This window comes from Polynucleobacter sp. UB-Tiil-W10, assembly GCF_018881605.1.
GTDB lineage: Bacteria > Pseudomonadota > Gammaproteobacteria > Burkholderiales > Burkholderiaceae > Polynucleobacter.
Genome location: NZ_JACVPZ010000001.1, coordinates 17,594 through 31,164 on the forward strand (window position 1 = coordinate 17,594; position 13,571 = coordinate 31,164).

Annotated in this window: 7 protein-coding genes; 2 read left to right on the top strand and 5 right to left on the bottom strand. The window is 46.4% G+C overall.

Annotation, left to right across the window (positions count from 1 at the left end; all coding sequences use genetic code 11):
• Nucleotides 1–43: 43 nt before the first annotated feature.
• A complete protein-coding gene (locus ICN33_RS00050) occupies nucleotides 44–1,636 on the bottom strand; it encodes an adenylate/guanylate cyclase domain-containing protein (RefSeq protein ID WP_216193356.1) in 1,593 nt (530 codons plus the stop codon).
• Nucleotides 1,637–1,790: 154 nt separating this feature from the next.
• A complete protein-coding gene (locus ICN33_RS00055) occupies nucleotides 1,791–4,769 on the bottom strand; it encodes a GGDEF domain-containing phosphodiesterase (RefSeq protein WP_216193358.1) in 2,979 nt (992 codons plus the stop codon).
• Nucleotides 4,770–4,913: 144 nt separating this feature from the next.
• Between ICN33_RS00055 and nadA the strand changes: the two genes are divergently transcribed.
• Nucleotides 4,914–6,041, top strand: a complete 1,128-nt coding sequence (gene nadA, locus ICN33_RS00060; RefSeq protein ID WP_216193360.1) for a quinolinate synthase NadA — start codon at nucleotides 4,914–4,916, stop codon at nucleotides 6,039–6,041.
• Nucleotides 6,042–6,070: 29 nt separating this feature from the next.
• Nucleotides 6,071–6,928: a carboxylating nicotinate-nucleotide diphosphorylase gene (gene nadC / locus ICN33_RS00065; protein WP_216193368.1), complete on the top strand. Its 858-nt coding sequence runs from the start codon at nucleotides 6,071–6,073 to the stop codon at nucleotides 6,926–6,928.
• Nucleotides 6,929–6,949: 21 nt separating this feature from the next.
• Here the strand turns inward: nadC and nadB are convergent, their stop codons facing one another.
• From nadB to ICN33_RS00080, 3 genes are all read right to left on the bottom strand, one after another.
• Nucleotides 6,950–8,605 (bottom strand): L-aspartate oxidase, encoded by a 1,656-nt coding sequence (gene nadB / locus ICN33_RS00070; RefSeq protein WP_216193370.1) that lies wholly within the window; start codon nucleotides 8,603–8,605, stop codon nucleotides 6,950–6,952.
• A 90-nt stretch (nucleotides 8,606–8,695) separates the two neighbouring features.
• Complete coding sequence (gene fdhF / locus ICN33_RS00075; RefSeq protein ID WP_216193372.1) at nucleotides 8,696–11,590, bottom strand: formate dehydrogenase subunit alpha; 2,895 nt, start codon at nucleotides 11,588–11,590, stop codon at nucleotides 8,696–8,698.
• Nucleotides 11,591–11,621: 31 nt separating this feature from the next.
• Nucleotides 11,622–13,424: an NAD(P)H-dependent oxidoreductase subunit E gene (locus ICN33_RS00080; RefSeq protein WP_216193374.1), complete on the bottom strand. Its 1,803-nt coding sequence runs from the start codon at nucleotides 13,422–13,424 to the stop codon at nucleotides 11,622–11,624.
• Nucleotides 13,425–13,571 lie beyond the last annotated feature (147 nt).

Here is a 13,571-nt window from a genome sequence, read left to right on the forward strand (position 1 = left end):
TAACTTGGGCTGCTTCCCTGTGATCCGGCCTTAGGATCCCGCTTTAGTACTGTCTACTCGCTGTCACTCTGCGAATTTCAGCAACGGCTAATTGTGCGATATCGCGCAATTTGTCGTGTCTGCCATCCTTGAGGTCAATCAAGGATTCAATTTGAGCGTAAGACGAGTTCACAAAGCGATCGCCGTTTTCTGCGCTACGATGCATCACTCCAAACTCAATGCGGCTGCGTTCATCGCTCGTTAAGCGTGAAACTAAATTTTTGGTTGCCCAAATGCTACCGTGACGCGCAAAATCACTCAATCTAGCGGCGCGATTGATAGTGTCACCTAGCACGGCAAATTCAACATGGTTAGCGGATTGAAAGCTACCCAACCACTCCTGGCCCTCATGCAAGCCAATATTGAGCTGCAATTCAGTTAACCAGTTTTTACGCAATTGCCAATCAGCGCTAATTTTTCGCATCGCATTGCGAAGTTCATCGGCGCAGGCTATTGCATTAAATAGATAATTCGTTTCTGGTTGAGGGAAGAAGTAGTAAACCACCCCATCGCCAGCATGCTTGCCATGAGTACCCGTGTACTTACGCAAGATCGGACTCATAGTCGACCAAATTTGATTGATTAACTCAAAATATTCATCGGGAGGCAGTTCAGAACATATCCGAACCGAATTTTGCAGGTCTGCCACCAGAACCGCTAGCGGCGTCATCACCGGCAAACGCTTGCTCAGCAAACCTTGAATTACTTGGTCGCGCTTGCCCAAGAAAGCTAACAGGTCATCTTCACGATCATTTGATGCCGTGTGAATAACGAGTATTCCCTCGCGGAAATAGACTGCGTACACCCTATACAGCACGGGCAACCCAGCCGGTCCAGTTCGAATCAAATCCAATTCCGTAATGGCAGAAGAAGGATGCTGCTCTTGAGATTTCGTTTGAAACTTCAAATCAACAAATAAATCCAACAAATCAGGGTCAGCAGCCATCACCACTTTGGTTAAAGACTCCTTGCCCATTCTTGCGCTCGCCAAATGCAAATGTAAGTTTGCTAAAGCGCGTTGGTCATTCAGGCTCAGTTTTGACTCTGGACGTGAAAACAGTTCAAAGAGATTTCTCTCTGAACTTTGTGCCGGCGGAGTAGTGAAGCAAAACAATTCGGTGCGCGCAGCCTCATTGAGCCAGGTGAGCTCAAGGTTGTAATTGAGCATATAGGCAGGCTGATCTAATCCATCTAAGGAAAGCATCATGCCTTGACTAGACTGCATTGATTGGTTTTTTGGTGATACCGCAGGCGCTTTACGTACATTAGAGCTCTTGAGTGCCGCAACCTGTACAGGTTCATGGACATACTCCGCCTCCAAATCGGATCCAGGGTCACCCACACCCAACAGCGTATCGGTAGACGCCAACTCTTGGGCAATTAAATTCATGGATAGGCCTTTGGCCTTTAATGCTTGAACAGTCTGAATGCGCTCAACTGCATCGTTCGGGAAATAACCCAATAAACGAGCTGCCCCTGCTGTATCGCCAGCATGGGACTGAACATTCGGCTTAGGCAATATGCCTAGCTGTATGTAGTTATTGAGAGTCGCTCTAGAGATGCCGGTTTGTTCCAGCAACTCCTTACTAGAAATCATTTAGTCAGGTGTCCAATCATTTTTCAATTCCCAGACCCAAAATCAGGTGCCGGGGGATCATTTATACAGCCATACAAATGAATTAGACACGTAAATTTACTAAAAACTCATAAATTGTTGCAATTGGACAACAATTTAGACAGTTGTATAGGACTTAGATACTAGAACTCTCTAGCAATTTAATGAAGTCTTCTTCAGGCACAGGACGGCTAAACAAATACCCCTGCCCCAGTGTGCAGCCCACATTCAACAACGCTTGACGCTGCTCCTCAGTCTCAACACCCTCTGCAATCGTATGCAAACTCAGGCCAGCGCCCATCGTCACCATGGCGCGCACCAATGCTTCGTCAGACTTGCTATGGGTTATCTGACGGGTAAAGGAGAAATCGATCTTGAGATAGTTAAAATTGAAGTTTCTGAGAGCTGAAAGCGAAGAATAGCCCGTTCCAAAATCATCAATCGCGAACTTAAAGCCCGCTTTATGCAGTAAGGCAATTTTTTGTGCAACTCGAGCGTTCTGATTCATCATCGTATGCTCGGTCACCTCAAGAATAATCTGGCTACTCGATAAGCCGCGCTCTTGTAAATAGTCAATCCAATCTAATGCCGAATGCTTATTCGAATTGAACTGACTGGCTGAGACGTTAATGCCAATACTGATGTCTTTATTAATAACCGCTAAGTCTTGTAAGAATTGGCATACCTGCTTAAAAACCCAGTCCCCTATCTCAATAATCAAGCCAGAATCTTCTGCGACTTCAATGAAGTTCACAGGCAGGCTCAACTGACCATTTTCTTTTCTCCAACGCAAGAGCGCTTCGGCATGGAGAATCTTTCCAGATGCAAGGTCTACGATTGGTTGGTAGTGCAAGTAGAACTGATTATTTTGCAGCGCCGTCCTGAGTTCTGAAATCACCCTCATCTTCTGGTCAGCCACTTCTTGCAAAGACTGAGTAAAGTAATGGTAGCCATTTCTACCCTGAGACTTCACGGCATACATTGCCTGGTCAGCCTTCATTAATAAGCCTTTAGTACTAGTGGCATCTTGGGGGTAAAAGGCAATACCTAATGAGGCAGAAATATGAAAGACCTTATTTTCTATTTCAATAGGCTCAGCTAGACGATCTGTTATTCCAAGAAGCACTTTGTCCAAATTCTTAGGATGCTCGAGATCATTCAAGATAATGGTGAACTCATCACCACCAATACGCGCAACTGTATCCGTCTCTCGTATCTCAGCCTTGAAGCGCTCAGAGACTATTCGCAAGAGCTCGTCACCCACATCATGACCCGAGGTATCGTTAATATCTTTAAAGCGATCCAAATCAACAAACAACAAAGCAAAGTTATTTTTGCTACGATCTGCCCGCTTAATTGCTTCGTCTACGCGATCTAAAAATAAGCGGCGATTAGGCAAGCCTGTTAGAGCATCGTAATTGGCCTGACGCGTAATAATTTCACGATATTTCTTTTGATCCGAGACTTGTGAAATCAGTCCCACCCGTTGACGAACGTTGCCTTTGTCATCCAAGGCTGAAAATAGCGATAAGAAACCTAAGTAATTGGTGCCATCACTACATTTAATCCAGACCTGACCTTCCCAATGCCCTACAGAATCTAAGGCAGGCAGCAAATCAGCATATTCACTGGCGCCCTCTGCTTTCACCAATAAGGAGTGCAAGCTAAGGCCTACAATTTGATTCTTTCCATATCCCGTGATGCCGGTAAATACATCATTCACTAAGATAAATTCATTTTTAGGGTTGGTGATGAATACCGCCTCACCGATGGCCTGATACACAGAAGAGGTAATTTTTAAAAGATCTTCATTCTTCTTTCTTTCGGTCAGATCAATTCCATAGATAGCAAATTTATCTCCAGCGCTGACAGAACCCCAGCTGATGTACTTTTTCTCACCATTCTTACAAACGATCCAGGATTCAACTGGCACCATTGGTGTATGGTCATGCCTTGCCTCGTGTACCCGCTCATCCCATAGTTGCTCAATTTCTTGACGGTAAGCTGCATTCGGATAAGCCAAGTTCCACCAGTCATCACTTACTCCAAAATCACTGGCGGTGTACCCAGTCAAGTTTGTATAAGCATCATTCACCAAATTCATGGCGCGTTTATCAATATCCAAAATGGCCATGGAAACCGGAATACGCTCCACAATTTCTTTGAATCGCCCTTCCGCTTTTACTAGGTCGATGTTTTTAGCCTGATTATTTTCAATCAGCAAACTAATCAGCAAACTCACTAAACCGATCAAGCTGAGGAATATCCAAATACTGATCGGCGCTGGGTCATTCATCATGCTGTGATTAAAAAAGCCATGACCGTCATAAGCGCCCAGTAGCGACTGAACCACCGTCATTGCCAGTACTAGCATTGCTCCATGACGGCCGTATCTCAGGGCAGCAATCAACAAGATGGGCAAAATCAAATAGCCCTGATTTACAAAGCTCGCCTCATCAAATTGAGTATTGAGCCAACCAAAGAGAACACCCTGTCCAAACAGAAATACCAAACCAAAAAATGTTAAAACCTCATATAACTTAGGTGTCTTCAGCCAGTCCTTTGGAAATCTTCTCCACACCAAGAGAACAGGTGTAAAAAATGCAGCACCAAAAAAGTCTCCAATAAACCAGGTATAAAACACTGCCTGAAATTGTTCAGTCCCTGCTAAGCCAGATCGATAAATGATGGTGGCATCAATTAAGCCACTGCATAGACCCAAAATAGTTGAAACCAACACCAGCGAGGCAACATCTACTAGAGTAGATAAATTCCGATTAAACGGAAAAACCTTGGATAAAAGGTAGGCCGAGAGAATGCAACTGAGGGTGCTGCCAATAGCCAACAAAAAAGAGATGAAGATGCTAAAACCTCCCAGCATTTCTCCGGCCACTGCAGCGACAAAAAGATAAGGCCAATAGGAAATTCCAAAATTGAGCAGTAGTGCAAGACCAATGCCAGCAGGAACCCAAATCAGACTAGCAACCGAATCTCCAGCAAAATTTTGCAGAATATAGCCAGCAATGTAGGCATATAACAAAGACCAAACCAAGACTTGGTATGTTCTTAAAGATTTAAAATCGGGGGATTGGAAGAGTGTTTTAAGAAAGTTCATCTGTCACTTAATTCTGGGTTCCGGGTCTGAGCTTACAATACTCTAACACCCCCTTTAGGCCTTCACTAGAATGCCCCACTTTGCATCGACACACATAAAACAAGCCTTAAAACCTCAGTCCGGCTTGTCAAGGTAAGATTTAGCATGATTCAAACTCTCTCTACCCCTATTCAATTTGATTATCCCCAGCAGGACTCGGCTGGACTTACCTGTACAGCTCAAGCTTGGGCCAAAGTCCCCTCTCCGTTAACGGCTCGAGAAAAATCGCAAGTACTTGAAAAAATCAAAGTGCTTTTGCGTGAAAAAGATGCTGTTTTAGTTGCTCACTATTATGTAGATGCCGATATTCAGGACTTGGCCTTAGAAACTGGGGGATATGTTGCTGATTCCCTAGAAATGGCCCGCTTTGGGAAGAATCATCAGGCGAAAAACTTGATTGTTGCTGGCGTCCGCTTCATGGGCGAAACCGCAAAAATACTGAGCCCAGAAAAGCGTGTATTTATGCCAGATTTAGAGGCAACGTGTTCTCTAGATTTAGGCTGCAATGCAACAGACTTTGCCACCTTCAGAGCGATGCATCCTGACCGGGTTGTAGTTGTCTACGCCAATACAAGCGCAGCCGTTAAAGCCCAAGCAGATTGGATGGTGACCAGCTCTTGCGCCCTAGCCATCGTTCACCAACTCAAGGTTGAGGGTAAAAAAATCTTGTGGGCCCCTGATCGTCATTTGGGACGCTATATACAGGACCAAACCGGTGCAGATATGCTGCTTTGGAATGGCGCCTGCATCGTGCATGATGAATTCAAGGCTGTAGAGCTAGAACTCCTAAAAGCCAAATATCCCAATGCAAAAGTGCTGGTTCACCCAGAGTCCCCACAAGCCGTTGTCGACTTAGCTGATGTCGTAGGCTCGACCTCTGCCATGATTAAGGCCGTAGTTGAAGGTACTGCAAGCGAATATATTGTGGCAACAGACAATGGCATCTTGCATCGGATGCGTCAACTGGCTCCTCATAAAACCTTAATTGAAGCACCGACTGCGGGTAATAGCGCAACCTGCAAAAGCTGTGCACACTGCCCTTGGATGGCCATGAACGGTCTGGCAGGGATTCTAGATTGCTTAGAAAATCATTCTGGGGAAGTTTTTGTAGATGAACCCATACGCTTACAAGCACTGGGCTGTATAGACCGCATGCTGGACTTTACAAAAAATCACCCAGATCTGCTTGCCAAAGCGCAGCATGGTTTTATTAAAAATATTGGCGCCGCCTAATCTATTAAAAAGCAGATAAGAAATAATCTATGTTTGATTTCAATGAGACTTTAGAGCAAGCGCGCCAACGCAATATTCATGATGCACTTTTAGAGGATATTGGCACCGGCGATTGGACTGCGAAGTTAGTTCCCAGCAAAATTGTTCTGGCCCAACTGATCATTCGCCAAGAAGCCGTCCTTTGTGGCGTTGATTGGTTTGAAGGCACATTAAAAAAACTAGACCCACAAGCTAAGGTGACATGGCATTACATCGAGGGTGATTTGATGAAGCCTAACACTACAGTTTGCGATATTGAAGCAGACTCTCAAGCCCTTCTCTCGGCAGAACGTACTTGTATTAATTTTTTACAAACGCTCTCTTGGACAGCTACCATCACTCGCCAACATGTGGAGGCTATTGCAGGCGCAAGCCCCAACCCCAATGGCTGTGCAGTGCTAGATACTCGCAAGACCCTTCCTGGTTTACGTCAAGCTCAAAAATACGCAGTTCGAGTAGGACGCGGTCAAAATCAACGTTTAGCTTTATGGCATGGAATACTCATTAAAGAAAATCATATTGCAGCTGCTGGTAGCGTCACTGCTGCCCTGAAGAATGCACAAGCCTTGAATGCGGGCGTTGAGATTCAGATTGAAGTGGAAAATTTTTCTGAACTGGAAGAAGCGCTCGCGGCAGGAGCAAAAAATATCCTGATTGATAACTTCAATATCGAGCAAATGAAGCAGGCTGTTGGCATCTCTCATGGTCGCGCCCTACTCGAGGCTTCTGGCGGTATCAATCTTGATCAAATGCGGGCGATTGCCGCTACTGGGGTCGATCGAATTTCTCTAGGTAAATTGACTAAAGATGTTATCGCTGTAGATTTCTCAATGAGAATTCTCGGGTAACACTAATATATTTTCGTGCTACTAAGCGTCTTGAGGGGTTTCACCACCCTCGGCTTGAGGGGTCAAAATCGTTGGGTAAGAAACAGCCCAGGTGCCTGGATAGTCTCGGCTGTAATGCAGCCCCCTACTCTCTCTACGCATTAAGGCCGAGCGCACAATCAGTTCAGCGCATTCCAATAGATTACGTAGCTCAATCAGATCTCGCGTTACTTTAAAGTTTGCGTAGTACTCTTGCACTTCATAGCGTAGCAATTTGATGCGGTGTAGTGCGCGCTCTAATCTACGGTTTGTTCTCACAATACCGACATAGTTCCACATTAGCGATCGCAACTCATCCCAGTTATGGGCAATCACCACTTGCTCATCAGCATCTTCCACCTGACTCTCATCCCACAAAGGCAGAGGTGGTATGGCTGGTGTCTTGAGTGACGAGATATCTTCCGCAGCCGCTTTACCAATCACCACACACTCTAAAAGTGAGTTGCTGGCCAAGCGATTAGCTCCATGCAAGCCGGTATAGGTCGCTTCACCCACTGCATAAAGACCCGGTAAATCTGTGCGCCCTTTAAGGTCCGTTACAACACCTCCGCAGGTGTAATGTGCAGCAGGAACAACGGGAATAGGTTCCTTGGTGATATCCAAGCCAAGACTTAAGCAACGCGCATAAATCATGGGAAAGTGCTCTTTGATAAATGCCTCACCCAAGTGGGTGGCATCTAAATGCACATAATCCAAGCCATGCTTCTTCATTTCAAAGTCAATGGCACGGGCCACAATATCACGAGGAGCCAATTCCTTGCGCTCATCATGCTCAGGCATAAAGCGCGTACCATCTGGCAACTTTAATAGGCCACCCTCACCCCTCATTGCTTCAGTGATGAGGAAGGTTCGATCGCTCGGGTGATACAAACAAGTGGGATGAAACTGAATAAATTCCATATTGCCAACTCGGCATCCAGCGCGCCAAGCCATCGCAATACCATCCCCAGTTGCGGTATCGGGGTTGCTTGTGTAGCGATAGACCTTACCAACCCCGCCTGTTGCCAGCACTACTGACTTTGCTTGAATGGTTTCAACCCGATTATTTTTGATATCTAAGGCATATACCCCATAACAACGATTGGGCTTGCCGCGTAGCGTCTTTGTATCTAATTGACGATTGGTGATGAGATCAAGAGCAATCCAGTGTTCTAAGATTTGAATATTTTTATGTGCTCTAGCCTTATCCAGCAATACCTCATGGATAGCTTTGCCAGTAGCATCTGCAGCATGCGCAATGCGGCGATGGCTATGGCCACCTTCACGCGTGAGGTGCAATCCCATTGGGCCAGTCTCATCCTCAGTAAAAGGCACGCCTTGCTCGACTAACCAACGAATCGCTTCAGCGCTTTCCTCTGCTATGTAGCGTGCAGTAGATTCAACTACAAGCCCTGCGCCAGCATCCAAAGTATCAGCAACATGGGAGTCGATACTGTCATGCTCCTTATCGACTACACCGACAATGCCGCCTTGGGCCCAAGCCGTAGCAGCCTCACCCAGTCCGCGCTTAGCCATCAGGATTACTGGCTGGGTTTCTGCGGTGTGCAATGCCACCGTTAAGCCAGCTAAGCCAGCACCAATAATGAGGACGGGTAAATCCGCTTTTGCTTGGGAGGGAGAAGGTGTTGAGCTAGCCATGTATGAGCCATTCTAAAGGGCAATTCAAAATGATGAGGTCTATGTAAAAAGGCTCCTTTTGGGAGCCTTTTTACCGATTGCCGAAAATGCTTAAATATTAGCAGTCAGACTAGGACCATTAGGAGCGTTGGTACCGTAGCCCATGATTTGTGCAGCCCGCCCACCTTTAGCTAACTTCACTGCACAGTACTTAAACTCTGGAATTTTTCCAAATGGATCTAAGGCCGAGTTCGTAATCAGATTAGCGGCAGCCTCATAGTAAGCAAAAGGAATAAAAATGACGCCTCGTGGAGTGCCATCGTCCCTACGCACATGAATGCCAACCTCACCACGACGTGATTGAACGGTAATCACATCGCCAGCGGATACGCCCAACTGCGTCATATCCTCGCCATGCATAGAAACAGTGGCCATTGACTCAATGGCATCCAGTACCGTTGCTCTTCGAGTCATGCTGCCTGTATGCCAATGCTCAAGCTGTCGTCCAGTGATCAATACAAACGGGTACTCAGAATCTGGGCGCTCGTTTGCAGGAATGATATCGGCAGGAACCAGCTTTACCTTTCCATCCGGAGTTGCAAACTGATCATCAAAGACAATCGGGCGACCTGGATCTTCTAACGATAAGCATGGATAAGTCACGCTAGATTCTTTTTCTAAGCGCTCCCAAGTAATTCCATTAATTGCGCCATGCATCGCTTGACGCATCTCGTCATAAACTTTTGCAACCCCTGCATCAGGTCCTTCGTAATTCCAGTTCAGACCCATGCGCTTAGCAATTTCTTGGATGATCCACAAATCGGGCTTAGCATCACCCGGAGGTTCAACTGCCTTTTTGCCCATCTGTACCATACGGTCGGTATTACTAGCCGTACCCGCCTTCTCAGGCCATGCACTGGCAGGCAAAACGACGTCAGCAAGTAGTGCCGTTTCAGTCATAAAGATATCCTGAACCACTAAGTGCTCCAAGGATGCTAGGGCATGACGGGCATGATTCAAATCAGGATCGCTCATTGCGGGATTTTCACCCTCAACATACATGCCGCGGATCTTATCGGGATCGCTATCAGGCGCAGTGATCTTATGCATGATTTCAACAACGGTATACCCAGGCTTTTTATCTAGCGGCGTATCCCAGAACTTTTCAAACCAAGCATGAGCCTCAGGGTTATCAACGCGTTGGTAATTCGGGAACATCATCGGAATCAAACCTGCATCACTTGCACCTTGCACATTGTTCTGACCACGCAGAGGATGCAATCCAGAACCAGGCTTACCAATTTGGCCTGTAATGCTGACTAAAGAGATTAAGCAACGGGCATTATCAGTACCATGCACGTGTTGACTAACACCCATCCCCCACAAGATCATTGCTGATTTAGTGGTGGCAAATTCTCTAGCGACTTCGCGCAACGTTTCTGCAGGAATACCGCAAAGAGGAGCCATTGCTTCTGGGCTGTACCCCTTGATATTTTCTTTCAGGGCTTCGAAATTATTGGCACGATTCTGAATAAAATCTTTGTCCGCTAATCCCTCTTCGATAATGGTATAGATCATGGCATTGAGCATCGCCACATCGGTATCGGGCTTAAATTGCATCGTGCGCCATGCATGCTTGCTAATTTCCGTCATACGAGGATCACACAGCACAATCTTTGCACCACGCTTAGCGGCATTCTTAAACCAGGTTGCTGCAACAGGATGGTTTGCTGTGGGGTTTGACCCAATCAACAGAATCAAACTGGAGTGCTCTACATCATTTACTTGATTACTAACAGCACCAGAACCTACACCCTCTAACAAAGCGGCGACGGATGACGCATGGCAAAGACGCGTGCAATGGTCGACGTTATTACTGCCAAAACCTGTGCGCACCAATTTTTGAAATAAGTAAGCTTCTTCGTTGCTGCCTTTTGCTGAACCAAAGCCTGCCAATACTTTTAAGCCGTGCTGATCCTTCAGCTTTTTCAGGCCACCACCAGCAAAATCTAAGGCCTCTTCCCAGCTCGCCTCTCGGAAAATATGGGACCAGTCTTGCTTGCCTTCAAGCATAGACTCATCCTTAGGTACTCCAGGCTTGCGAATCAATGGTTTCGTTAAGCGCTGTGGATTGTGGATGTAATCCATTCCGAAGCGCCCTTTGACACACAGGCGATTGTGATTGGCCGGTCCATCGCGACCCTCAACGCTCACAATTTTTTCATCTTTAACGTTATAAGTAATCTGACAGCCCACGCCGCAGAATGGGCAGACTGAATCCACCTTGCGATCAACGATCTGAGAACCAATTAAGCCCTTAGGCATCAATGCGCCTGTTGGACAGGCTTGCACACATTCGCCACAGGCCACACAAGTGCTATCGCCCATGGGATCATTTAGATCAAATACGATTTCGCTATGAGCACCGCGCATGGCGTAACCAATCACATCATTCACCTGCTCCTCACGGCAGGCGCGCACGCAACGATTGCACTGAATACAAGCATCAAGATTGACTGCCATTGCCGGATGAGACACATCGCTGGTCACTTTTTCGCGGCGCAAGGCTTTGAGTTCAGGGCGAACCGTAACATCCATACGAGCCGCCCAAGTGCTGAGCTCACCATGTTGGTTTTTTTGCTCCTCTTCCGCGCTATCACCAACCCATTTAAAACCTTCATCAGGCATATCTGAGAGCAACATCTCGAGCACTAGCTTCTGACTCTTCACAGCGCGTTCGCTGTTAGCTTTGACTTCCATACCAGGTGTAGCACTTCTACAGCAGCTCGGAGCTAGCGTACGTTCACCATTAATTTCAACTACGCAAGCGCGGCAATTGCCATCAGGACGATAGCCATCTTTAAAGCAGAGATGCGGAATATCAATGCCATGTCTCTTGGCGGCTTTGAGAATTGTTTCACCTTCGTAAGAGATGATGGTTTGACCATCTAACTTGAATTCAACGGTTTGCAGCTCAAGTTCTTTTGGATTGGTTGGGGCGTTCATATTTGTCTCGTTCTTCCCTGTTCTCTTTTTATTAGGCAACTTCTTGTGGGAAATATTTATGAATACAGCGAATCGGGTTTGGTGCCGCTTGACCTAAGCCGCAAATAGAAGCATCCACCATGACCGTTGCTAAGTCCTCAAGGGTATCTTGGTCCCAGGATTTCGCTTGCATTAAGGTAGCGGCTTTACCAGTACCAACTCGACATGGAGTGCATTGACCACAACTTTCATGCTCGAAAAAATGCATCACATTTAAAGCCATATCGCGGGCTTTATCTTTGTTGCTGAAGACCATAACCGCTGCAGAGCCAATGAAGCAACCATAGGGCTGCAAGGTATCAAAGTCGAGCGGAATATCATTCATTGTGGCTGGTAAGATGCCGCCGGAAGCACCGCCTGGTAGATAGCCATAGAACTGATGGCCATCTTGCATGCCACCACAGTACTCATCAATCAACTCTTGAATCGTGATGCCTGCAGGCGCCAATTTCACACCAGGATTTTTCACGCGCCCGCTGACGCTATAGCTTCGTAATCCTTTGCGATCATGACGACCATAAGAACTAAACCATTCTGGCCCACGTTGAACGATGTCACGCACCCAGTAGAGGGTTTCAAAGTTGTGCTCTAAGGTTGGTCTACCAAATAAACCCACTTGCGCAATATAGGGCGGACGCATACGCGGTTCGCCACGCTTACCTTCGATACTTTCAATCATGGCGGATTCTTCACCACAAATATAAGCACCCGCACCACGACGCAATTCAATCAGCGGAATTGGAAATGGTGGATTTGCTTGAAGCTTTGCTAACTCCTTTTCAAGCAACGCACGACACCCATGATATTCATCACGAAGGTAAATATAGCAAGCATCAATACCAACTACATTGGCTGCTATCAGAAGCCCCTCTAAAAAACGGTGTGGATCACGCTCTAGATAAGTACGATCTTTAAATGTACCTGGCTCGCCTTCGTCAATATTGACAGCCATGAGCTTGGGTGCAGTCTGATCTTTAACAATACGCCACTTTCGTCCTGCAGGGAAACCAGCGCCGCCCAATCCACGCAGGCCAGAATTTTCCATCGACTTAATGATGCTTTCTGCATCGCGCTTGCCATCAACAATCTCTTTTGCCAAGGTATAGCCACCCTTTGCACGGTAGGCTTCGTAACCAACATAGTCAGGCGAGATTGCTTGACGTTGGCCTTGTGGGGAGATGCCTTGTTCCGCTAGTTCTGCGGGCTCAAAACTTCCATTATCTTGTGCATCTGGTTGAGCAGTTAAATTGTTGTTAACAGCGGCCTGTACTTTGTCAGTAGTCGCAAAAAGAACTGGATACTGATGAACGACTGCAACTGGAGCCTGCTCGCAACGACCTACACACGGCGCAGCGATTACTTTGATATTGGGATTGCCTAAGATGGTTGGTAATCTGGTTAAAAGACTTTGTGCGCCAGCAAGTTCGCAAGCAATACCATCACACACTCTTACCGTGATATCAGCAACCGGATCATTTGCACGAACCACTTCGAAGTGATGGTAAAAAGTCGCTACTTCATAGACTTCTGCCATTGGCAAATTCATTTCTTTTGCCAAAGCCACTAAATGGTGATCATGTAATGCGCGATATTCATCGTTTAGTTTATGAAGATGTTCAATTAATAAATCGCGGCGATGCGGTGCGCTACCAATCAATTCTCGAACTTGCGCAATCGATGCATCGTCTGCCTGACGACCCTTCAATTTACTTTTACGACGAATAGTCTCCCTGAGATCATCTGCAGTAGCAACGGCAACTGCCTTGACTTCTCCGGAAGGTTTTGGGTGATTCATAGTCTCTAGTCTCTAATTTTTGTTGTTTTTAATACCCGTAGCAGCGCAATCCCAATAAAGGAGGCGCACATAAACAAGCTTGATTTTGGGTTATTTCAATCCCTAAGTCCTTGACGGCGCTCAAGGGATTAAAACTAGGGTAAACCC